A 22,622-nucleotide genomic window follows, 5' to 3' on the forward strand; every position below is an offset into this window, starting at 1 on the left:
AAGGGATGGGCGGATGGCTGCCGAGGACCGGCTCGACCTGCCGATGGTGGGGGAGCGGCAGAGCCTGCGCGAGCAGGTCGCGCACGCGCTGCGTGCCGCGCTGATCACCGGCGAGATGCGGCCGGGAGTGGTCTACTCCGCGCCGGTGCTGGCCGCCCAGTTCGGCGTCTCGGCCACGCCGGTGCGCGAGGCCATGCTCGACCTCGCCAAGGAGGGCCTGGTCGAGGCGGTGCGCAACAAGGGCTTCCGGGTGACCGAGCTGTCCGACCGCGACCTCGACGAGCTCACCGAGATCCGCCAGCTGATCGAGGTGCCCACCGTGGCCAGGCTGGCCGGCGGCGCGCGGGAGGAGGAGTTCGAGCGGCTCAGGCCCGTCGCCGAGGAGATCGTCTCGGCCGCCGAACGCGGTGACCTGCTCGCGTACGTGGACGCCGACCTGCGCTTCCACGTGGAGCTGCTGACCCTGGCGGGCAACGCCCACCTGGTCGAGGTGGTGCGCGACCTGCGCAACCGGGCCCGGCTCTACGGCCTGTCCCAGCTGCGGGAGCGCGACGTGCTGGGCGAGTCGGCCAGGGAGCACCTGGCGCTGCTGGACGCGCTCAAGAGCGGCGACCGCCAGGCCGTCGAACACCTCATGAAGGAGCACATCGGCCACGTGCGGGGGATCTGGGCCGAGCACTGAGCAGCCCCTGGGGGACTCGTCCGCTTTCGGCACACTAAGTTCCGACATTTAGGGATCGCGCGGACCGGGATAGAGGTACTCTCGTCTCGGGTCGAAAGAGCGACGCCCAGAGCGTCCGCCGGCGGCCCCGTCGTCCAGGTCCCCAGCGGACCGGCCACCACCGATTCCGGTGGGTGGCGCATGCCTGGTCAAGCGGACACCCGCACTCCGCTGACCTTCCATGGGCTCGGCCTACCCCGCCCACCGAAAGCCGAGCCCCCCGCCGCGCGCCCGAGACCCCATCCCACGGGCGCGCGGCGGCCCGCCACAGCCCCCGCGTCAGACCTTGCGCCGCCGGGTCGAGCCCAGGCTGGCGGCCACGATGCAGACGATCGCCACCCACTGCTGGATGTGCAGGACCTCGTTCAGCAGCACCACGCCGATCAGCGCCGCCACGGCCGGCTCCAGGCTCATGAGGATCCCGAACACGTGCTTGGGCATCCGCCGCAGCGCCTGGAGCTCGAGCGAGTACGGGATCACCGACGACAGCAGGCCCACGCCGAGCCCGATCAGCAGCAGCTCCGGCTGCAGCAGCTCCGCCCCGCCCGTCGTGACCCCGACGGGGGCGACCACCAGGGCCGACACGATCATCGCGAACGACAGCCCGCTCGTGCCGGGGAAACACCGCCCGGCCGCCGCCGACAGCAGGATGTAGCCGGCCCAGCCGACGGCCGCCAGCATCGCGAACCCGATGCCGATCCAGCTCACCGACGCCGACTGCCCCCATGGCGCGAACAGCGCCACGCCCGCACCCGCCAGGCCGATCCACAGCAGGTCGATCCTGCGCCGCGAGGCCGCCACGGCCACCCCCAGCGGCCCCAGGAACTCGATGGCCACCGCGATCCCCATCGGCAGCCGCGACAGGGCCTCGTAGAACGTCAGGTTCATGAGGGCGAGCGTCACCCCGAACCCGATCCCCACCGCCCAGTCGCGCCAGGACAGGCCCTTCAACCGGGGGCGGACGAGCGCCCCCATGATCAGCGCCCCGGCCGTGATCCGCAGGAACACCACCGCGCTCGGCGGCAGCGCCGCGAACAGCTCCTTCGCGAACCCGGCGCCCAGCTGCACCGAGACGATGGCCAGCAGGACGAGCCCGGACGGCGGGATGGAGTCCGCGGCCGTGCGCAGCAGGTTCCCCGGCCGGGGCAGGCCGGAACCGCGATCGAAGGGATCGTCGAGGGCGAACGCGGTCACGGGACTCCTCATGGACTATCAGCGGATGACGGTCAGAGCGTACTTGGGGCCTGCGACATGGCCCGACATAGGGTGTTCTGGATGGCTCTTGGATCATTGATCGTATGAAGCCCCCCGCGACTCTCGCCCGGCCGCCGCTGGCCCTGTCCGCGGCCTCGTTCGTCAGCAGCTTCGACCGTTTCGCCGTGAGCCCCATGCTCGTGCTGATCGCGGTGGACCTGAAGGTCCCGCTGTCCGCCGCCGTCGCGGCCGCCAGCGGCTACTACCTCGCCTACGGGCTCACCCAGCCGCTGTGGGGGCTGCTGTCCGACCGGTTCGGCCGCGTGCGGGTCATGCGCGGGACGCTGTTCGGCGCGGCGCTGGCGGGACTGGCCTCGGCGTTGATGCCGGTCCTGGGGGCGCTGGTGGTGGCCAGGATCGTGACGGGCGCCTGCTTCGGCGCGGTGATCCCGACCGGGCTGACGTACGTGGGCGACACCGTGGAGCCGTCGACCCGGCAGCGCGCGCTGACCGATCTCATGGGCGCCGCCGCCCTCGGCACCGCCCTGGCCACCGGGCTGAGCGGGGTGCTCGCGGGCCTGGTGGACTGGCGGGTGGCGTTCACCGTGCCCGCCGCCTGCGCGCTGGCCTGCGCGCTCGCGCTGCGCTCGCTGCCGGAGCCGTCCCGCGCCCTTCCGCACGGCCCGGGCAGCGGCCGGGGAGCCGGGGTCGGCCGGTACCTGGGCGCGGTGCTCGGGCACGGCTGGGCGCTGCTGGTGTTCGGGCTCGCGTTCGTCGAGGGCGCGATCATGCTCGGCGCCATGCCGTTCCTGGCCACCGCGCTGGAGCACGCGGGCCACGCCGCCGCCGTGGCCGGGCTCGCCATCACCGCGTACGGGCTGGGCCTGTGGTCGTTCACGAAGCTCGTCAGGCGGCTGTCGGGGCGCTGGCCCACTCCCGTGCTGATGACGGTGGGCGGGACGCAGCTCTGCGCCGGGTTCGCGATCGTCGCCGTGCACGTGGACCTGGCCACCGTGGCGGTCACGGCCCTGCTGCTCGGCGGTGGCTGGTCCTTCCTGCACTCCTCGCTGCAGACGTGGGCCACCTCGGTGGTGCCCGAGGCCAGGGGGACGACGATCGCCTTCTTCGCCTGCGCGCTCTTCGTGGGCAGCGCGGTCTCGTCGTGGGCGGCGGGCCCGCTGGCCGAGCACGGCCGCTACGCCCTGCTGTTCGGCCTGGCGGCCGCCGCCGCGATCCCGCTGACGGTCACGGCCGCCCTCACCAGGCACCGGTATGGCGCCGTGCACGCCGAGCGGCCCAGGATCGGGTGAGCCGGCCGGTGAACTACTCCCAGCGGAACGTCCGCGAGACCAGCCCCAGCGACAGCACCGCCCACGCGGCCAGCACGGCCAGCGAGCCCAGAGGCAGCGCGGCGCCCTGGGTGAGGACCGAGCGCAGGCCGCCGGTCAGGGCCGAGATGGGCAGCAGCTCCAGGACCTGGCGCATGCCCTCGGGGAACTTCGACAGCGGGAAGATCACCCCGCCGGCCCCCAGCAGCACCAGGTAGACGAGGTTGGCGCCGGCCAGGGTGGCCTCCGCGCGCAGCGTGCCGGCCATGAGCAGCCCCAGCCCGCTGAACGCCGCCGTGCCCAGCACGATGAGCAGCGCCGCGCTCAGGAACGACCCGTGCGGCCGCCACCCCAGCGCCAGGCCGACGCACACGATCACCACGGCCTGGATGACCTCCACGGCCACCACGGCGGAGGTCTTGGCGAGCATGAGCCCGGCCCTGGACAGCGGGGTCGCGCCCAGCCGCTTCAGCACGCCGTAGCGGCGCTCGAAGCCGGTCGCGATGGCCTGGCCGGTGAAGGCCGTGGACATGACGGCCAGCGCCAGCACGCCGGGCGCCAGGAAGTCGATGCGCCTGCCGCCGCCGACGTCGATCAGCGGCGCCAGCGAGAACCCGGTCAGCAGCAGCACCGGGATGATCAGGGTGAGCAGCAGCTGCTCGCCGTTGCGCAGCATCGCCCGGATCTCGGCGCCCGTCTGGGCGAGGACCATGCGCGGGAACGGCGCCGCCCCGGGCGCGGGCGTGAAGTCCAGCGCGATCTGCCCGGCGGGCGCGCGCTCCGGTCCGGTCATCGCAGCTCCCTGCCCGTCAGCTCCAGGAAGACGTCCTCCAGCGTGCGGCGCTCGATGCGCAGGTCGTCGGCCGTGACGCCCTCGGCCGCACACCAGGCGGTCACCGTGGCCAGCAGCTCGGGACCCACCTGACCCTCGATGATGTAGTGCCCGGCGGGCGACTCCTTGGCCGCGCTGCCCGTGGGGAGCGCGTTGAGCAGCTCCTCCAGCGCCAGCCCCGGCCGGGCCCGGAAGCGCAGCTGCCGCTCGGCCCCCGTCAGCGAGGCCGGGCTGCCCTCGGCCACCACCCGGCCCTTGTCGATGATCACGACCTGGTCCGCCAGCCGCTCGGCCTCGTCCATGTGGTGCGTGGTCAGCACCACCGACACGCCCGCCCCGCGCAGCTCGCCCACCAGCTCCCAGCAGGCGTGCCGGGCCTGCGGGTCGAGCCCGGCCGTCGGCTCGTCGAGGAAGACCAGCTCGGGCCGCCCGATGACGGCCGCGGCCAGCGACAGCCGCTGCTGCTGCCCGCCCGACAAGCGCCGGTAGGGGGTGCGTACGTGATCGATCAGCCCCAGCCGCGTCAGCAGGGCCCCGGCGTCGAGGGGACGGGCGTAGAAGCGCGAGACCAGGCGCAGCCACTCGGCGCAGCGCATGGCGGGCGGCACGCCGCCCGACTGCAGCATGACCCCCACCCGCGGTCGCAGCTCGGGCAGCGTGGGTATCAGGCCGAGCACGCGGACGGTGCCCGCGTCGGCCCTGCGGAACCCCTCGCAGATCTCCACCGTGGACGTCTTGCCCGCGCCGTTGGGCCCGAGCACGGCGGTCACCGCGCCCCGCTCGGCGCGCAGCGTGAGGCCGTCCACGGCCGTGATGCCGCCGTAGCGTTTGACCAGGCCGATGATCTCGACGGCTGGGGACTCCATGGCCACGAGTTTAGGGACTGGGGCAGGCAGTTCGAGCCGCAGGTGGGGTTGGCCGGATTTGGACATGTCTTGACCCGGCCGTTTCCCAGAAAGGGGCCGGCAGAGGTGAAAGTCTGACGACGAGCTCCATGTTGCAGGAGGGCGCAATGTCGCAACGCAGTGGGTACGACCCGGGGGTCCCGTGCTGGGTGGACCTTTCCAGCACCGACGTCGAAGCCTCCGCCCGGTTCTACGGCGAGGTCTTCGGCTGGCAGGCCGACATGATCGACGATCCCGAGGCCGGTGGCTACGGCATGTTCGTCCACCAGGGCAAGCAGGTCGCCGGGCTGGGGCCGGTCATGGGCGGGGAGCCGCCCTCGTTCTGGAACATGTTCGTCGCCACCGACGACGCCGCCGCGCTCGCCGAGCGGGTCAGGAACGCCGGCGGCACCGTCACCATGGAGCCGATGGCGGTCTTCGACGAAGGCGTCATGACGGTCCTCCAGGCCCCCGACGGCTCGTACGCGGCCGCCTGGCAGGCGGGCAACCACCACGGCGCGCAGCTGGTCAACGAGCCCGTCTCCTTCTGCTGGAACGAGCTGGTCACGCGCGACCCGCTGGCCGCCGAGAGCTTCTACGCGACCGTCTTCGGCTGGACGCCGCGGCTGCAGGAGATGGAGGGGGTCAAGTACACCGAGTGGCATCTGGGGGAGCGGGCGGTCGCGGGCATGGTCGAGATGTTCTCCGACTACCCCGCCGCGACGCCGTCGTTCTGGATGACGTACTTCGCGGTCGCCGACCTCGAGGCCACGACGGCCGCGGCCGAGGCAGCCGGCGCGAACGTGCTGGTGCGGGGCATGGAGGCGCCGCCCGGCCGGTTCTCGATGCTCGCCGACCCCCAGGGCGCGACGTTCTCCATCATCCAGCTTCACGAAATCGGATGAAATATCTGATAACCGGGAATTAGGAGGACCGGAACCTGGTTTGATCCCTCGGCCCTCGTGGGCCAATGGCCTGCGAGGGAGAGGGGATCGCGCATGTCCGTGGCGGCCGAAGCCACGTCCACGCCCACCATCGTCGTCGAGTCGAGGAGGGGCAGCCGCGGACTGTTGCTGGTGATCCTGGGCGCCTTGTCGGCGATCGGGCCCCTGTCCATCGACATGTACCTCCCGGCGCTGCCCGCCATCACCTCCGAGATGCTCAGCGCGCCGGCGCAGGTCCAGCTCACCCTCACCGCCTGCCTCATCGGCGTGTCCATCGGCCAGGTGATCGCCGGGCCGGTCAGCGACGTGCGCGGCCGGAGGACTCCGCTGATCGTGGGCGTGGCCGGCTTCATGGTCGCCTCGCTGCTGTGCGCGTTCGCGCCGTCGGTCCCCATGCTCATCGCCTTCCGCCTGCTGCAGGGCGTGCTGGGCGGCGCGGCCCTGGTGATCGTGCGGGCGGTCGTCCGCGACCTGTACGACGGCGCCGCCATCGCCCGCATCTTCGCCACGCTCATGCTCGTCAGCGGCCTGGCGCCGATCCTGGCGCCCATCGCCGGCGCGCAGCTGCTGGCGTTCACCTCGTGGCGCGGCGTTTTCGTGGCGCTCAGCGTCGCCGGGGTGGTGCTGCTGCTGGCCGTCCTTTCGGGCGTGCGCGAGACGCTGCCCGCGGCCGAGCGCGAGAGCGGCGGTCTCAAGCACACCGTCGGCACGTTCGGCAGGCTCCTGCGCGACCGGACGTTCATGGGCACCGCGCTGACCGCGAGCCTGGCGTTCGCGGCCATGTTCGGCTACATCTCCGGCTCGCCGTTCGTGCTCCAGGAGGTGTACGGCGCCACGCCCCAGCAGTACTCGCTCATCTTCGGCCTCAACGCCTTCGGCCTGACCGCCATGGCCCAGCTCGGCGGCCGGCTGTCCGGACGGGTGCCGCCGGTGACCCTGGTGGTCACCGGGCTCGCCGTCGCGCTGACCGGCGCCTCGCTGCTGCTGACCGCCGCGCTCACCGGGCTCGGCCTGTGGGGCATCGTGGGCGGGCTGTTCGTCATCATGCTCGGCCAGGGCCTGGTCATGCCGGCCACCGGCGCGCTGGCCCTGGCCAGCCAGCCCGCGCAGATCGCCGGCAGCGCCTCGGCCCTGCTCGGGGTGCTGCAGTTCGCGCTGGGCGCCGCCGCCGCCCCGCTGGTCGGCCTCGCGGGCGCCGCCAGCGCCGTGCCGATGGCCTGCGTGATGCTGGGCCTCATCCTTTGCTCCAGCTTGACCTTCGCCTTCCTGCGAAAGGGTTAGGTAAGGCTACCCTGCGTGAGAAATTCCATTCCCGGGCTGCTCAGATCCGTTTGTGAACCGGGAAGGAATTACGGCACACTGATGTTGTGAAAAACGTGCCAGGGATCGAGCCAGGAAGCGAGCGGAGCACGCGTGCCCGCGTCGCCCGGCTGATCCTTGAGCACGGTCCCGTCGCGGCCGCCGCGCTGGGCGAGCGGCTGGGGCTGACCCCCGCCGCCGTCCGCCGCCACCTGGACGCGCTGCTGGCTGACGGGATGATAGAGCCTCGCACGGTCGGGCCGCGCGGGCAGCGCGGGCGCGGACGCCCCGCCAAGCTGTTCGCGATCACCGACGCGGGGCGCAGTGCTTTCGAGCACGCCTATGACGACCTGGCCGGGAGCGCGCTGCGCTTCCTGGCCGAGCGCATGGGAGAGGAAGCGGTGGCCGACTTCGCCCGCCTGCAGGTCTCGAGCCTGCTCAAGCGGTTGGAGCCGGTCATGCGGACGGTGCCGGCGGACCAGCGCGTGCAGGTGCTGGCGCAGGCGCTGTCGGCGGAGGGGTATGCCGCCTCGGCCAGCAAGGCCAAGTCGGGCGGCGACCAGCTCTGCCAGCACCACTGCCCGGTGGCCCACGCGGCTGCGGAGTTCCCGCAGCTCTGCGAGGCCGAGACGGAGGCGTTCGCGCAGCTGCTCGGCACCCCGGTGCAGCGCCTGGCCACGATCGCCCACGGCGACGGGGTCTGCACGACACATGTGAGCCCACAGTCGCTGGGTGAATCCGCACATAGAGACAAGAGCAAGGAGACCGGAAGGTGACTGTCACCGACCGCCCGGAGCTGGAAGGCCTCGGGAATTACAAGTTCGGCTGGGCCGACCCGGATGCCGCCGGGGCGGCGGCCAAGCGCGGCCTGTCCGAGGAGGTCGTCCGCAACATCTCCGCTCTGAAGAACGAGCCGGAGTGGATGCTCGACCTTCGCCTGAAGGGCCTCCGCCTGTTCGACCGCAAGCCGCTGCCCACCTGGGGCTCTGACCTCACCGGCATCGACTTCGACAACATCAAGTACTTCGTGCGCTCCACCGAGAAGCAGGCCGCTTCCTGGGACGAGCTGCCCGCCGACATCAAGAACACCTACGACAAGCTCGGCATCCCCGAGGCGGAGAAGCAGCGCCTCATCGCCGGTGTCGCCGCCCAGTACGAGTCCGAGGTCGTCTACCACAAGATCCGTGAGGACCTCGAGGAGAAGGGCGTCATCTTCCTCGACACCGACACGGGCCTGAAGGAGCACCCGGAGATCTTCCAGGAGTACTTCGGCTCGGTCATCCCGGTGGGCGACAACAAGTTCGCCGCCCTCAACACTGCCGTGTGGTCCGGTGGCTCGTTCATCTACGTGCCGCCGAACGTCGAGGTCGAGATCCCGCTGCAGGCCTACTTCCGGATCAACACCGAGAACATGGGCCAGTTCGAGCGGACCCTGATCATCGTGGACGAGAACAGCTACGTCCATTACGTCGAGGGCTGCACCGCGCCGATCTACTCCTCCGACTCGCTGCACAGCGCGGTCGTCGAGATCATCGTGAAGAAGAACGCCCGCTGCCGTTACACGACCATCCAGAACTGGTCGAACAACGTCTACAACCTGGTCACCAAGCGCGCCGTCGCCTACGAGGGCGCGACCATGGAGTGGATCGACGGCAACATCGGCTCCAAGGTCACGATGAAGTACCCGGCCGTCTACCTGATGGGCGAGCACGCCAAGGGCGAGACGCTGAGCGTCGCGTTCGCGGGCGAGGGCCAGCACCAGGACGCCGGCTCCAAGATGGTGCACCTGGCGCCCAACACCAGCTCCAGCGTCATCTCCAAGTCGGTGGCGCGCGGCGGCGGCCGCACCTCCTACCGCGGTCTCGTGCAGATCGAGGAGGGCGCCCACGGCAGCGCCAGCACCGTCAAGTGCGACGCCCTGCTGGTCGACCAGATCAGCCGCTCCGACACCTACCCCTACGTCGACGTCCGCGAGGACGACGTCAAGATGGGCCACGAGGCCACGGTCTCCAAGGTCAGCGAGGACCAGCTGTTCTACCTCATGAGCCGCGGGCTCGACGAGGACGAGGCGATGGCGATGATCGTGCGCGGCTTCGTGGAGCCGATCGCGCGTGAGCTGCCCATGGAATACGCGCTCGAGCTCAACCGGCTGATCGAGCTGCAGATGGAAGGAGCCGTCGGCTGATGGGCCTGAACGAGAAGCCCCTGTCGACCTTGCACGAGAAGGCGTCCTACGAGCTGGGCGACTTCGAGGTCCCGACCGGGCGCGAGGAGGCGTGGCGCTTCACGCCGCTCTCCCGCCTCAAGGGCCTGCACAACGGCAAGGCCGAGGCAGCATCGGGTTCTGGCGGCCACATCAAAGTCGACGTCGACGCGGCGCCCGAGGTCACCGTCGAGACGGTCGGCCGCGACGACGCCCGCGTCGGCAAGGCCTTCATGCCCACCGACCGGGTCAGCGCCCAGGCGTGGAACAGCTTCGAGAAGGCGACCGTCATCACGGTGCCGCGCGAGGCCGTCACCTCCAAGCCGACCGTGCTCACGCTCACCGGCTCCGGCGACGGCGCCGCGTACGGCCACATCGTGGTCAAGGTGGAGCCGCTGGCCGAGGCCGTGGTCGTGCTCGACCACAAGGGCAGCGCGGTCTACGCCGACAACATCGAGTTCGTCGTCGGCGACGGCGCCTCGCTCAGGGTCGTCAGCCTGCAGGACTGGGACGACGACGCGGTCCACGTCTCCCACCACTACGCCCAGCTGGCCAAGGACGCGACCTTCCGCAGCTTCGTGGTGACGCTCGGCGGCGACCTCGTCCGCCTGTCGCCCAACGTGACCTACACCGCTCCCGGCGGCGACGCCGACATGTCGGGCGTCTACTTCGTGGACGCCGGGCAGCACCTGGAGCACCGCCTGCTGGTCGACCACTCGCAGCCCAACTGCAAGAGCAACGTCGACTACCGCGGCGCCCTGCAGGGCGAGGACGCGCACGCCGTCTGGATCGGCGACGTGATCATCAGGGTCGAGGCCGAGGGCACCGACACCTACGAGCTCAACCGCAACCTCATCCTGACCGACGGCGCCCGCGCCGACTCGGTGCCCAACCTGGAGATCCTCACCGGCGAGGTCGCCGGGGCGGGGCACGCCTCCGCCTCCGGCCGGCTCGACGACGAGCACATCTTCTACCTCCAGGCCCGCGGCATCCCCTACGACGAGGCCCGCCGCCTGGTCATCAGGGGCTTCCTCGGCCAGCTCATTGAGAAGATCCAGGTCGAGGAGATCCGCGAGCGCGTGCTGAGCGCGGTGGAGGCGGAGCTCGCGCGATGAGTTCGTTCGAGAAGGTGTGCAAGCTCGACGACATCCCCGACGGGGGTGTCATCGGCGTGGAGGTCGACGAGACGCCGGTGGCGCTCGTGCGCAAGGGCGGCGAGGTGTACGCCCTGCACGACGTCTGCTCCCACGCCGAGGTGAAGCTCAGCGAGGGCGAGGTCTACGACGGCACCCTGGAGTGCTGGCTGCACGGCTCGTGCTTCGACGTGCGCTCCGGTAAGCCCACCGGCCCGCCCGCGACCCAGCCCGTGAACGTCTACACAGTCAAGATCGACGGCGACGACGTCCTCGTCTCGCTCTCGAAGGAGTCATAACAACAATGTCCACCCTTGAGATCCGCGACCTCCACGTCGCCGTCGAGGACAAGGAAATCCTGCGCGGCGTCAACCTGACCGTCAACTCCGGCGAGACCCACGCCATCATGGGCCCCAACGGCTCGGGCAAGTCGACGCTCGCCTACGCGATCGCCGGCCACCCGAAATACACGATCACCGGCGGCCAGGTGCTGCTCGACGGCGTGGACCTGCTGGAGCTGTCGGTCGACGAGCGGGCCCGCGCGGGCCTGTTCCTGGCCATGCAGTACCCGGTCGAGGTCCCCGGCGTGTCGGTCTCGAACTTCCTGCGCTCGGCCGTCACCGCGGTCCGCGGCGAGGCGCCGAAGCTGCGCGAGTTCGCCAAGGACCTCAAGAAGGGCATGGACGAGCTGTCCATCGACGCCGCCTTCGCCCAGCGCAACCTCAACGAGGGCTTCTCCGGCGGTGAGAAGAAGCGCCACGAGATCCTCCAGCTCGAGCTGCTCAAGCCGAAGATCGCGGTGCTCGACGAGACCGACTCCGGCCTCGACGTCGACGCGCTGCGCGTGGTGTCGGAGGGCATCAACCGCTTCCGCGCCTCCGGCGAGACCGGCGTGCTGCTGATCACGCACTACACCCGCATCCTGCGCTACGTGAAGCCGGACTTCGTCCACGTCTTCGCGGGCGGCCGGATCGTCGAGGAGGGCGGCCCGGAGCTGGCCGACAAGCTCGAGGCCGAGGGCTACGAGCAGTACACGAAGGCGTCTGCATGACTCAGATCAGCTTTGACGTGGAGAAGATCAGGAAGGACTTCCCGGTCTTCTCCCGCGAGCTGCCCGACGGGCGCCCGCTCGTCTATCTCGACTCGGGCAACTCCTCACAGAAGCCCACCCAGGTCATCGAGACCATGCGTGACCACTTCGCGCTGCACTACAGCAACGTCGGACGGGCCATGCACGTGCTCGGCGCCGAATCGACCGACGCCTACGAGAGCGCCCGCGACAGAGTCGCCGCGTTCGTCGGGGCGCCGTCGCGCGATGAGGTGATCTTCACCAAGAACGCCTCCGAGGCGCTCAACCTCGTCGCGTACGCCTTCGGCAACCCCATCAACACCGATCCGCGCTTCACGCTCGGGGCCGGCGACGAGATCGTCATCTCCGAGATGGAGCACCACTCCAACATCGTGCCGTGGCAGCTGCTCGCGCAGCGCACCGGCGCGACGCTGAAGTGGTTCGGCGTCACCGACGACGGACGGCTCGACTACGACCCGTCCGTGATCACCGAGCGGACGAAGATCGTCTCGATCGCCCACCAGTCCAACGTGCTCGGCACCGTCAACCCGGTCGCCGAGGTGGCCAGGCGGGCGCACGAGGTCGGCGCGCTGATCATGCTGGACGCGTCGCAGTCCGTGCCGCACCACCCGGTGAACGTCACCGAGCTGGGCGCCGACTTCGTGGCCTTCACCGGCCACAAGATGGTCGGCCCGTCGGGCATCGGCGTCCTGTGGGGCAAGGCCGAGCTGCTCGACGCCATGCCCCCGTTCCTGGGCGGCGGCGAGATGATCGAGGCGGTCTGGATGGACCACTCGACGTACGCGCCGGTGCCGCACAAGTTCGAGGCCGGCACGCCGCCGATCGTCGAGGCCATCGGGCTGGGCGCGGCCGTCGACTACCTCACCGAGGTCGGCATGGAGGCCATCGAGGCGCACGAGCGCGAGCTGACGGCCTACGCGCTCGACGCCCTGCGCGAGGTGCCCACCCTGCGCTTCATCGGCCCCGACTCGCTGGAGCAGCGGGGCGGCACGGTGTCGTTCACGCTGGAGGGCATCCACCCGCACGACGTCGGTCAGATCCTTGACGACCAGTTCGGCGTCGCCGTACGCGTCGGTCACCACTGCGCGCGTCCCCTGCACCTACGCTTTGGAATACCGGCGACCACGCGGGCGTCTTTCTACCTGTACAACACCACGGGCGAGATCGACGCCCTGGTCCGCGGCCTCCATCACGTTCAGAAGGTGTTCGCATAGCCATGATCGGCGAGTCGATGTACCAGGAGCTGATCCTGGAGCACTACAAACACCCGCAGGGGCGGGGGCTGCGTGAGCCGTACGACGCCGAGGTTCACCACGTGAACCCCACGTGCGGCGACGAGATCACGCTCAGGGTGAAGGTGGGCGACGGCGGCAAGGTCCTGGACGTCTCCTACGACGGACAGGGCTGTTCGATCAGCCAGGCCGCCGCCTCGGTGCTGCACGAGCTCACCACCGGCTCGACGGTCGAGGAGACGCTCTCCGTGGTCGACGAATTCACCAGGCTCATGCAGGGCAGGGGACAGGTGGAGGCCGACGAAGAGGTGCTCGGCGACGCGGTCGCGTTCGCGGGCGTGGCCAAGTTCCCGGCGCGCGTCAAATGCGCGTTGCTTTCGTGGATGGCCTACAAGGATGCGGTAGTGAGGAGTGCCCGATGAGTAAGCCGGTGGAGACTCCGACCGATTTCGACGGCGAGACCACCGCCGAAGAGGTCATGGAGGCGCTCAAGGACGTCGTGGACCCCGAGCTCGGCATCAACGTGGTCGACCTGGGCCTCATCTACGGGCTCAACCTCGACCCCGCCGACGGCGCGCGGCCTGTCGCCACCATCGACATGACGCTGACCAGCGCGGCCTGCCCGCTGACCGACGTCATCGAGGACCAGGCCCACTCGGCGCTCGACGGCATGGTCTCCGACGTCAAGATCAACTGGGTCTGGCTGCCGCCATGGGGCCCGGACAAGATCACCGATGAGGGGCGCGAGCAGCTCCGTATGCTAGGATTCAATGTCTGATCTTTTCTGTTGAAACGGCTGACGTTGACTCGTCGGCCGTTTCAGCGTGCCATAGAGGGTTGCGGAAGGTCCGGGCCCGTCCGGGGAATTTCAGATAGCATCCCGGCGTTGGTACCAAACGCACCTGACGTCTCATCGCGCGTCTGCATCGCCTGCGGCCGGTGCCCGGTGTGTTCCCCCCTTAAATGATTTGACCCGCCCGTACGGCGGGTGACCAGAACCCCTGTGCGGCGTGCGCCGCACGTCCCGGCTCGTCCTTTCGCAGAAGTGACGTGCCACTTCGACGGAAAGGCACGACTTTCGTGACCATGCTTGACGCTGTCATGCCCGCGTTCGACGAGACCGCCGGTGCGGCCTCCGACTCGCCGGCCCCTTCCGGCCCCACGGCCTCGGCCTCTGGTAGAGACGCCGACCCGAGGCCGTCGGAGTTCGAGCTGCTGGGCCTGCCCAAGCCGCTCATCAACGGGCTGGCCAAGCAGGGCATCGACAGCCCGTTCCCCATCCAGAGCGCGACGATTCCCGACGTGCTCGCCGGCAACGACGTGCTCGGCCGTGGCCAGACCGGCTCCGGCAAGACGCTCGCCTTCGGTCTGCCCACCATGGCCCGCCTCGCGGGCGTGCGGCCGGCCCCCGGCCACCCTCGCGCGATGATCCTCGTGCCCACCCGTGAGCTCGCCCTCCAGGTGCACGACGCCCTCGAGCCGCTCGGCCGCGGCCTGGGGCTGCGCATGAAGGTCGTCGTGGGCGGCATGTCCATGGGCAAGCAGATCGAGGCGCTGCGGCGCGGCGTCGACATCGTCATCGCCACGCCCGGCCGGCTCGGCGACCTCATCCGGCAGGGCGAGTGCTCGCTCGCCGACGTCGAGGTCAGCGTCCTGGACGAGGCCGACCACATGTGCGACCTCGGCTTCTTCCCCGTCGTCACCGACCTGCTCGCGCAGACCCCGGCCGACGGGCAGCGGCTGCTGTTCTCCGCCACGCTCGACGGCGACGTCGACAAGCTGGTGCAGCGCTTCCTCAAGGACCCGATCACCCACTCCGTGGCCCCCGCGACCTCGCCGGTCGACACCATGGAGCACCACGTGATGCAGGTCACGCGCGACGAGAAGTTCGACGTCGTCGCCGAGATCGCCAACCGCGAGGGCCGTACGATCATCTTCGTCCGCACTCAGCACGGCGTCGACCGGCTCTGCAAGCAGCTGGCCAGGGTCGGCGTCAAGTCGGGCGGTCTGCACGGCGGCAAGCGCCAGAACCAGCGCACCCGCATCCTCGCCGAGTTCCGCGAGGGCGCCATCAACGTGCTCGTCTGCACCGACGTCGCCGCGCGCGGCATCCACGTCGACAACATCAGCCTGGTGCTGCACGTGGACCCGCCCCAGGACCACAAGAGCTACCTGCACCGGGGCGGCCGCACCGCCCGCGCCGGTGAGAAGGGCACCGTGGTCACGCTGGTGCTGCCCAGCGAGCGCCGTTCCACCGACGCGCTCACCCGGCGGGCCGGCATCCACCCGTTCCGCCTGAAGGCCGCGCCCGGTCACCCGCGGGTGGCCGAGGTGACCGGCGCCCGCATTCCGAGCGGCGAGGCCATCCCGGTCTGGGAGCCGGACGTGCGCAAGCCCCTCCGCCCCCGCCGTGAGGGCGGCGGCGGCCAGGGCGAGCGCCGCAACGGCCGCCGCCCCCGCCGCGACTTCGACGGCGACCGCCGCCCCCGGCGTCACGAGGACGGCGAGCGTTCGTTCGGGTCGGGCGAGGACCGTCGTCCGCGCCGTCACACGGACGGCGAGCGTTCCTTCGGGCCGGGCGAGGACCGTCGTCCTCGCCGTCACGAGGACGGCGAGCGGCCCTTCAGCTCCGGCGAGGACCGTCGTTCCCGGCCGCACGGCGAGGGTGAGCGGCCGTTCGGGCGCTCGCAGGAGCCGCGTACCTTCGGGGACGACCGGCGCCGGGACAGCCGGCCGCGCGGCGGCTACCGCTCGGACGACCGGCCGTTGCGCCAGGACGACCGCGGCGGCCAGCGCGGTGGTGGCGGCTACCGTTCGGACGACCGGGGCGGACGCTACGCCTCCGACCGCAGCCGCCCGTTCTCGGCCGACCGCGAGCGCGGCGGCTACCGCTCCGACGAGCGCGGCCCGCGCGACGGCTACCGCTCCGGCGGCGGCCGCTCGGACGAGCGTGGCCCGCGTGACGGCTACCGCTCCGGCGGCGGTCGTTCCGACGAGCGTGGCAACGGCGGCGGCTACCGCCGCAACTCGGGCAGCCGCTTCGAGCGCTGACCCGCCGCTTCATCTCCCATCCGCCCGCCGGACCCCGCAAGGGGTGCGGCGGGCGGTGTCATTTGCGTAGAGTCGCGGATGGCGGCGTATATGAACCGGTAAATCCAAGGGGCGGCCGATGAAGCGACCCACGATCGACGACATCGCACGCAGGGCCGGCGTCTCGAAGGGGGCCGTGTCGTTCGCCCTGAACGGCCGTCCCGGCGTCTCCAGCGAGACGCGCCGCCGCATCCAGGCCATCGCCGCCGAGCTGGGCTGGCAGCCCAACAGCCTGGCGCGGGCCCTGTTCGACGGCAGGCCCGACGTGCTGGGCCTGGTCGTGGACCGCCCGGCGCGCACGCTGGGGCTGGAGCCGTTCTTCATGCAGCTGATCTCCGGCATCGAGGCCACGCTGTCGGACGCGTCGGTCGGGCTGCTGCTGCAGATGACCGAGGACCACGAGGCCGAGATTTCGATCTACCGGAAGTGGTGGGCCCAGCATCGGGTCGCCGGGGTGTTCGTCGTGGACCTGCGGGTCGCGGACGCCAGGATCGCCGTGCTGGAGGAGCTGCGGCTGCCCGCCGTGGTCATCGGCGGCCCCGGCGGGACCGGGCGGCTGCCCGCCGTGTGGATCGACGACGGCGGCGCGCTCGCCACCGTGATCGAGCACCTGGCCGGGCTGGGGCACCGCAGGATCGCCAGGATCGCGGGCCCCGAGGAGCTCATGCACACCGGCGTCAGGACGGCCGCCATGCGGGAGACCGCCGCCAGGCTGGGTGTCGCGAGCGTCACCGTGTACGCCGACTACAGCGGTGAGAGCGCCGAGCGCGCCACGCTCGACCTCCTGCGCGGGCCCGACCGGCCCACGGCCATCGTGTACGACAACGACGTGATGGCGGTCGCGGGCACCGCCGCCGCCCGCGAGGCGGGGATCTCCGTGCCCGGCGAGCTGTCCGTCGTGGCCTGGGACGACTCCGCCCTGTGCCTGCTGGCCCGGCCGCACCTGACGGCGGTGAGCCGGGACATCGCCGCCTGCGGCGCCCACGCCGCCCGCGCCCTGCTCGACCTGGTCCAGGGCCGTGCGGTGGCCGACGCCCGCCAGGCCAATCCGCGCCTGGTCAGCAGGGGCAGCACCGCCCCCTTTCATGAACCCGTTCAGCGAGCGCCCGGAAACATTGAAACTAAACGGGTTTAGTGATGCGATGACAATTCCCGCTGCTCGAGCCCGGAGGGTTGATGAGCCCGTTCCGCCCCCTTCATGAAGCCTGGACCGTCCGCTCCGCGAGCGGCGACGTGCGGGCCCCGGCCACCGTGCCGGGTTGCGTGCACACCGACCTGCTCGCCGCGGGGCTGATCCCCGATCCCTACCTCGACGACAACGAGACCCGCCTGGCCTGGATCGGGCGCACCGAGTGGCGTTACGAGACGGAGTTCTCGTGGGACGGCACCGGGCACGAGCACGTCGACCTCGTCTGCCAGGGGCTCGACACCGTGGCCGCCGTCGAGCTCAACGGCGTCCGGGTGGGCGGGTCCGCGAACATGCACCGTTCGTACCGCTTCGACGTCCGCCACGCGCTGCGGAGCGGGACCAACCGGCTGACGGTCACGTTCGCATCGGCGCTCGAATACGCCGAGCGGCTGCGGGAGGAGCTCGGCCACCGGCCGGGCGCCTACACCCAGCCCTACAACTTCATCAGGAAGATGGCCTGCAACTTCGGTTGGGACTGGGGCCCGACGCTGATCACGGCGGGCATCTGGCGGCCGATCGGGCTGCACGAGTGGAGCGGGGCGAGGATCGCCGAGGTCCGGCCGCTGGTGACCGTCGAGGACGGGACGGCCAGGGTGGACGTCCACGTCCGGGTGGAGAAGGCGGGCGCCGCCGAGGTGAGCGCGGCGATCAAGGGCGTGACGGTCAGCGCCGTGATCCCCGAGGATGGCGACGCGGCCGTGCTCACGCTGGAGGTGCCCGATCCGGAGCTGTGGTGGCCGAGGGGGTACGGCGAGCAGCCGCTCTACGAGCTCGAGGTGACGGCCGGCGAGGACGTGTGGCGCCGCGAGATCGGGCTGCGCGAGGTGCGCCTGCGTACCGAGGACGGCGCGTTCACGCTGGCCGTCAACGGGGTTGAGGTGTTCGTCAGAGGGGTGAACTGGATCCCCGACGACTGCTTCCCCACCCGGGTGGGCCGCGACCGCTACGCCGCCCGGCTCGCCCAGGCCTGCGAGACGAACGTCAACCTCGTCCGCGTGTGGGGCGGCGGCCTGTACGAGAGCGAGGACTTCTACGACCTGTGCGACCGGCTCGGGCTGATGGTCTGGCAGGACTTCCCGTTCGCCTGCGCCGCCTACCCCGAGGAGGACCCGATCGGGGCCGAGGTGGAGGCGGAGGCGCGCGAGCAGGTGGCCAGGTTGAGCGCGCACCCGAGCCTGGTCCTGTGGTGCGGCAACAACGAGAACATCGAGGGCTACGCCGACTGGGGCTGGCAGGAGCCGCTCCAGGGGCGCAGCTGGGGAGGCGGCTTCTACCTGGAGACGCTGCCGCGCGTCGTGGCCGAGCTGGACCCGACCCGCCCGTACTGGCCGGGCAGCCCCTACTCGGGCTCCATGGACCTGCCGCCCAACGACCCGGCCCGCGGCACCATGCACATCTGGGACGTGTGGAACGAGCGCGACTACACCGTCTACCGCGACTACCGGCCCCGCATGGCCGCCGAGTTCGGCTTCCAGGGGCCCGCCGCGTACGCCACGATCCGCCGGGCGATCAGCGACGAGCCGCTGCTGCCCGACTCCCGGGGCCTGCTGCACCACCAGAAGGCCGTCGACGGCAACCTCAAGCTGGCCGCCGGGCTCAAGCCGCACTTCCCGGTCCCCGGGACCTTCGACGACTGGCACTACCTCACCCAGGTCAACCAGGCGCGTGCCATCCAGCTCGGGGTGGAGCACTTCAGGGCCCTGTGGCCGCACTGCGCGGGCAGCGTGGTGTGGCAGCTCAACGACTGCTGGCCGGTCACGTCGTGGTCGGCCGTGGACGGGGACGGGCGCAGGAAGCCGCTGTTCCACGCGCTGCGCAGGGCGTACGCCGATCGGCTGCTGACCGTGCAGCCGCGCGACGGCGGCCTGGCGCTGGTCGCCGTCAACGACACCGGGCTGCCGTGGCGGGCGTCGGCGCGGGCCGTACGACAGGGCTTCGACGGCACCGCGCTCGCGGCGCAGGACCTCGCGCTGGACGTGCCGCCCCGGGCGGTCGTCACTCTGCCGCTGGCCGCCCCCGTCGCCGAGCCGGGCGACCCGGCGAGCGAGCTGATCACCGCCGCGATCATCGGGCCTGGCGACCGGGCGAGCGGGCCGACCGGGCCGGGCGACCGGGTGGGCGGGCCGATCGCCGACGGGATCGCCGGGCCGGGCGGGGGCGACCCGGTGGTGGGCCGGGCGCTGTGGTTCTTCGCGCCCGACCGGGACCTGCGCCTGCCCGAGCCGCGCTACGACACCGCGGCCGAGGCCACCCCCGACGGGCTCCGGCTGACGGTCACCGCGCGCACGCTCCTGCGCGACCTGGCCGTCTTCCCCGACCGGCTGGACCCGGCGGCCCAGGCCGACGACCAGCTCGTCACGCTGCTGCCGGGCGAGCGGGCCGAGTTCCTGATCAGCACGGCGGGCCTGGACGAGCAGGCCCTCGTCCGCGCGCCGGTATTGCGCTGTGTCAACGATGTGGTGGTGCGAGGGAGCGCCGCCGCCTGGACTGAGGAGCGGCGGGAGCGGAGCGACCAGAGCGACGGGGGAAGGCGGCGGCTCCAGGGCGACCGAGCCGCCTCCACGGAGTGGAGGCAATGAGCATGAGGCGTCACGGGTTCAACCTGCAGTGGATGTTCTGGAAGGAGCCCGGGGCGAAGCCCGCCGCGGTCGATGAGCGGGTGCTGGACGCGATCGCCGCGTGGGGCTTCGACTTCGTGCGCGTGCCGTGCGACTACCGCTTCTGGACCGACGGGCTCGACTACGCCCACCCCGACGAGCGCGTGCTCGAGGTCCTGGACACCTACCTCGACGCCTGCCGCGAGCGCGGCCTGCACCTGTCGCTCAACCTCCACCGCGCCCCCGGCTACGTCATCACCGGCTGGGAGAGCGAGCACCACAACCTCTGGGCCGACCGTGAGGCGCAGGATGGCTTCGCCGCCATCTGGACCGGTTTCGCCCGCCGCTACCGGGGCGTGCCCGGCGACGAGCTCTCCTTCGACCTCGTCAACGAGCCGCCCTCGGTGGGGGAGCGGGGGTTCACCAGGGCGGCGCACGAGGCGGTGATCCGCCGCGTGGTGGCGGAGCTCCGGCGGGCCGACCCGGACCGGCCGATCGTGATCGACGGGCTGGGCGGCGGCCACCTGGCCATGCCGGAGCTGGCCGACCTCGGCGTCGTTCACAGCACCCGCGGCTACGCGCCGATGAGCGTCAGCCACTACCGGGCCGAGTGGTGGCCCGGCTCACAGGGCCTGGCCGAGCCCACCTACCCCTGCGACTACGAGGGACGGCACTGGGACCGGGCCGCGCTGCGCGACTTCTACGCCCCGTGGCGCGAGGTGGCGGCGCAGGGCGTGCCCGTCCACGTGGGCGAGTTCGGCTGCTACGACCACACGCCGAACGACGTCGCGCTGCGCTGGCTGTCCGACGTGCTCGGCGTGTTCGCCTCGTTCGGCTGGGGGTACGCGTTGTGGCAGTTCCAGGGGCCCTTCGGGGTGATCGGGCACCGGCGGCCCGGTGCGCGCTTCGAGCAGCTCGACGGATTCCTGGTCGACAGGGATCTCCTGGAGCTGCTCCAGGCGCACCGGGTCAGCCCTTGAGGCCGCTGAGGGCGATGCCGCGGGTGAAGTACTTCTGGAAGATCACGAAGAAGACGATCGTCGGGACCGACGCGAGCAGCCCGCCCGCCATGATCGCGCCCTGGTGATCGGGGCCCACGTAGTAGGAGTTGAGCCTGGCCAGCGCGACGGGTATGTTCGCCATCTCGTCGCTCTGGACGATGATGAGCGGCCAGAGGAAGTTGTTCCACTCCGCGAGCACGATGAAGATCGACATCGCGGCGAGCGCCGGCCGCAGCAGCGGCAGCACGATCTTCCACCAGATCCGCCACTCCCCGGCGCCGTCCACCCTGGCCGCCTGGATCAGCTCGTTCGGCAGCGACTGCAGGAACTGCACCAGGAAGAACAGCACGAACGCCTTGGCCAGCGCCGGGACGATGTAGGCGGCGTAGTTGTCCAGCCAGCCCAGGTTCCGCATGATCACGTAGTTGGGGATCAGCGTCGTCTGCCAGGGCACCATCATCGAGGCGATGATCAGCAGGAAGATCGTCCGGCGGCCCTTGATGTCGTGCTTGGAGATCACGTACGCGGCCAGCGAGCAGATCAGCAGCGACCCGACGGTGATGGCGGTGGTGATGACGAGGCTGTTGATCATGAACCGCCAGAACCCGAGATCCACCTGGTAGCGCTGGAAGATGCCCGCCAGGTGGCCGGGGTTGATCCCCTTGGGGGTCCATTCCGTGTCGTAGAAGTTGGCGACCGTGGGGGACTGCGGCACGAACGACGGCGGCGTCCTGGCCAGCTCCCTCGGCGGCTTGAACACCGTGATGAGCAGCCAGTAGAACGGCGCGATCATCGTCAGCGCCAGCAGGTAGAACGGCAGGCGCAGCAGATGTCCGTTGATCTTCGCGCGCCGGCTGGCGCCTGCCGGGGCCGCGTGCCGGGGCGGCTGCGGCGCGGGGGCGATCGTGTCCATCGGGGCGACGGCCATCACAGCTCCTTCATGGCGCGGCCCACGCGCAGGTTGACGAGGCTCAGCACGAAGATGATCAGGAAGAGCACCCAGGCGATCGCCGAGGCGTAGCCCAGCCTGAAGTGGGTGAATCCCTGGTCGTAGAGGTAGGGGACGATCATCAGGCCCGAGTCGAGCACGCCGCCGATGGTGTTGGCGCCCGTCGAGAAGACGATGTAGACGGCCTCGAACACCTGGAAGGCGCCGATCAGGCCGGTCACCACCACGTACGTGGTGACGGGGCGTAGCAGCGGCAGCGTGATGTGGCGGAAGCGATGCCAGGTCGAGGCGCCGTCGATCTTGGCCGCCTCGTAGTACTCCTCGGGGATCGAGCCGAGGCCGGCCACGTACAGCACCATGCCGTAGCCCATGCCGCCCCACACGGACATCACCACCAGGATGGGGATCGTCAGCCCCGGCGTGGCCAGCCAGGCGACGGCGTTGCCGCCGAACCAGCTCACGATGGTGTTGGCCAGGCCCACTTCGCTGGGGTAGAGGACCCACTTCCACATCAGCATGAGCGCGATGGAGGAGGTCACCGACGGCAGGAAGAACACCGTGCGCATGATCCGGTGCAGCCAGCTGGTGCCGTTGAAGGCCAGGGCGAGGCCCAGTGACAGCAGCGTGCCGAACACGACCGACGCCACCACGTACAGGGCCGTGTTGCCCAGCGCGTGGCCGAACCTGGCGTCCGAGGCCAGTTGCTGGAAGTTCTCCAGGCCGACGAACGCGGCGGGGTTGATCCCGTCGAACTTCGTGAAGCTCAGATAGAGAGAGTTGGCCAGCGGCCAGATCAGAAAGCCCGCGAACAGCGCGAGGAAGGGCAGCAGCATCGCGTACGAGGTGCCGTAGCGGCGCAGCCTGCTGCGCAGGGGGATGGGGGAGGCCATGTCAGACTCCTGGATCATCGGGGCCGGGACCGGGCCCGCGCCGGTC

At 70.9% G+C, this 22,622-nt stretch carries 21 protein-coding genes; 16 read left to right on the top strand and 5 right to left on the bottom strand.

Features of this window, described 5'->3' with window-relative positions; translation table 11 throughout:
* Positions 1–13 precede the first annotated feature (13 nt).
* Positions 14–682 carry a GntR family transcriptional regulator gene (locus ACFKCF_RS41920; RefSeq protein ID WP_394500916.1) on the top strand — a complete coding sequence of 223 codons (669 nt, stop codon included), beginning with the start codon at positions 14–16 and terminating at the stop codon, positions 680–682.
* Positions 683–1,000: 318 nt separating this feature from the next.
* Here ACFKCF_RS41920 and ACFKCF_RS41925 read toward each other — a convergent pair whose 3' ends face one another.
* Positions 1,001–1,915, bottom strand: a complete 915-nt coding sequence (locus tag ACFKCF_RS41925) for an EamA family transporter (RefSeq protein ID WP_394500917.1) — start codon at positions 1,913–1,915, stop codon at positions 1,001–1,003.
* 104 nt (positions 1,916–2,019) lie between these two features.
* On the opposite strand from ACFKCF_RS41925, the gene ACFKCF_RS41930 reads away from it, so the two are divergent.
* Positions 2,020–3,225, top strand: coding sequence for an MFS transporter (locus ACFKCF_RS41930; RefSeq protein ID WP_394500918.1), 1,206 nt, complete (start codon positions 2,020–2,022; stop codon positions 3,223–3,225).
* A gap of 13 nt (positions 3,226–3,238) precedes the next feature.
* On the opposite strand, the gene ACFKCF_RS41935 is transcribed toward ACFKCF_RS41930, so the two are convergent.
* Positions 3,239–4,036, bottom strand: a complete 798-nt coding sequence (locus ACFKCF_RS41935; RefSeq protein ID WP_394500919.1) for an ABC transporter permease — start codon at positions 4,034–4,036, stop codon at positions 3,239–3,241.
* Positions 4,033–4,941: an ABC transporter ATP-binding protein gene (locus ACFKCF_RS41940; RefSeq protein ID WP_394500920.1), complete on the bottom strand. Its 909-nt coding sequence runs from the start codon at positions 4,939–4,941 to the stop codon at positions 4,033–4,035. The genes ACFKCF_RS41935 and ACFKCF_RS41940 overlap by 4 nt, the downstream gene beginning before the upstream one ends.
* Positions 4,942–5,087: 146 nt before the next feature.
* Between ACFKCF_RS41940 and ACFKCF_RS41945 the strand changes: the two genes are divergently transcribed.
* The 14 genes from ACFKCF_RS41945 (at position 5,088) to ACFKCF_RS42010 (ending at position 20,716) form a co-directional block, all read left to right on the top strand.
* Positions 5,088–5,864: a VOC family protein gene (locus tag ACFKCF_RS41945; RefSeq protein ID WP_394500921.1), complete on the top strand. Its 777-nt coding sequence runs from the start codon at positions 5,088–5,090 to the stop codon at positions 5,862–5,864.
* Between the two features lie 93 nt (positions 5,865–5,957).
* Entirely contained in the window at positions 5,958–7,184 is a 1,227-nt protein-coding gene (locus ACFKCF_RS41950) for a multidrug effflux MFS transporter (protein ID WP_394500922.1), read from the top strand.
* A gap of 95 nt (positions 7,185–7,279) precedes the next feature.
* Complete coding sequence (locus ACFKCF_RS41955) at positions 7,280–7,978, top strand: metalloregulator ArsR/SmtB family transcription factor (protein WP_185079281.1); 699 nt, start codon at positions 7,280–7,282, stop codon at positions 7,976–7,978.
* The gene (gene sufB / locus ACFKCF_RS41960) at positions 7,975–9,387 is read left to right on the top strand and encodes a Fe-S cluster assembly protein SufB (protein ID WP_394500923.1); all 1,413 of its coding nucleotides are present in this window, start codon (positions 7,975–7,977) and stop codon (positions 9,385–9,387) included. The genes ACFKCF_RS41955 and sufB overlap by 4 nt, the downstream gene beginning before the upstream one ends.
* Positions 9,387–10,520, top strand: a complete 1,134-nt coding sequence (gene sufD / locus ACFKCF_RS41965) for a Fe-S cluster assembly protein SufD (protein WP_394500924.1) — start codon at positions 9,387–9,389, stop codon at positions 10,518–10,520. The genes sufB and sufD overlap by 1 nt, the downstream gene beginning before the upstream one ends.
* Positions 10,517–10,837: a non-heme iron oxygenase ferredoxin subunit gene (locus ACFKCF_RS41970; RefSeq protein ID WP_394500925.1), complete on the top strand. Its 321-nt coding sequence runs from the start codon at positions 10,517–10,519 to the stop codon at positions 10,835–10,837. The genes sufD and ACFKCF_RS41970 overlap by 4 nt, the downstream gene beginning before the upstream one ends.
* Positions 10,838–10,842: 5 nt before the next feature.
* Positions 10,843–11,589 carry a Fe-S cluster assembly ATPase SufC gene (sufC, locus tag ACFKCF_RS41975; RefSeq protein ID WP_394500926.1) on the top strand — a complete coding sequence of 249 codons (747 nt, stop codon included), beginning with the start codon at positions 10,843–10,845 and terminating at the stop codon, positions 11,587–11,589.
* Positions 11,586–12,842, top strand: coding sequence for a cysteine desulfurase (locus ACFKCF_RS41980; RefSeq protein WP_394500927.1), 1,257 nt, complete (start codon positions 11,586–11,588; stop codon positions 12,840–12,842). The genes sufC and ACFKCF_RS41980 overlap by 4 nt, the downstream gene beginning before the upstream one ends.
* Positions 12,843–12,844: 2 nt before the next feature.
* The gene (sufU, locus tag ACFKCF_RS41985; RefSeq protein WP_363970008.1) at positions 12,845–13,282 is read left to right on the top strand and encodes a Fe-S cluster assembly sulfur transfer protein SufU; all 438 of its coding nucleotides are present in this window, start codon (positions 12,845–12,847) and stop codon (positions 13,280–13,282) included.
* Positions 13,279–13,638, top strand: coding sequence for a metal-sulfur cluster assembly factor (locus ACFKCF_RS41990; RefSeq protein ID WP_355384445.1), 360 nt, complete (start codon positions 13,279–13,281; stop codon positions 13,636–13,638). Before sufU ends, ACFKCF_RS41990 begins: the two co-directional genes overlap by 4 nt.
* A gap of 308 nt (positions 13,639–13,946) precedes the next feature.
* Positions 13,947–15,911: a DEAD/DEAH box helicase gene (locus ACFKCF_RS41995; RefSeq protein WP_394500928.1), complete on the top strand. Its 1,965-nt coding sequence runs from the start codon at positions 13,947–13,949 to the stop codon at positions 15,909–15,911.
* A gap of 118 nt (positions 15,912–16,029) precedes the next feature.
* Positions 16,030–17,085 carry a LacI family DNA-binding transcriptional regulator gene (locus ACFKCF_RS42000; RefSeq protein WP_394500929.1) on the top strand — a complete coding sequence of 352 codons (1,056 nt, stop codon included), beginning with the start codon at positions 16,030–16,032 and terminating at the stop codon, positions 17,083–17,085.
* 41 nt (positions 17,086–17,126) lie between these two features.
* Positions 17,127–19,718, top strand: a complete 2,592-nt coding sequence (locus ACFKCF_RS42005; RefSeq protein ID WP_394500930.1) for a glycoside hydrolase family 2 protein — start codon at positions 17,127–17,129, stop codon at positions 19,716–19,718.
* Positions 19,715–20,716 (top strand): glycoside hydrolase family 5 protein, encoded by a 1,002-nt coding sequence (locus ACFKCF_RS42010; protein ID WP_394500931.1) that lies wholly within the window; start codon positions 19,715–19,717, stop codon positions 20,714–20,716. The genes ACFKCF_RS42005 and ACFKCF_RS42010 overlap by 4 nt, the downstream gene beginning before the upstream one ends.
* Here the strand turns inward: ACFKCF_RS42010 and ACFKCF_RS42015 are convergent.
* A complete protein-coding gene (locus ACFKCF_RS42015; RefSeq protein WP_394500932.1) occupies positions 20,706–21,665 on the bottom strand; it encodes a carbohydrate ABC transporter permease in 960 nt (319 codons plus the stop codon). The genes ACFKCF_RS42010 and ACFKCF_RS42015 overlap by 11 nt on opposite strands.
* The gene (locus ACFKCF_RS42020) at positions 21,665–22,576 is read right to left on the bottom strand and encodes a carbohydrate ABC transporter permease (RefSeq protein WP_394500933.1); all 912 of its coding nucleotides are present in this window, start codon (positions 22,574–22,576) and stop codon (positions 21,665–21,667) included. The genes ACFKCF_RS42015 and ACFKCF_RS42020 overlap by 1 nt, the downstream gene beginning before the upstream one ends.
* Between the last annotated feature and the right edge of the window lie 46 nt (positions 22,577–22,622).

The sequence above is a fragment of the Nonomuraea sp. JJY05 genome (assembly GCF_043496855.1).
Classification (GTDB): domain Bacteria; phylum Actinomycetota; class Actinomycetes; order Streptosporangiales; family Streptosporangiaceae; genus Nonomuraea.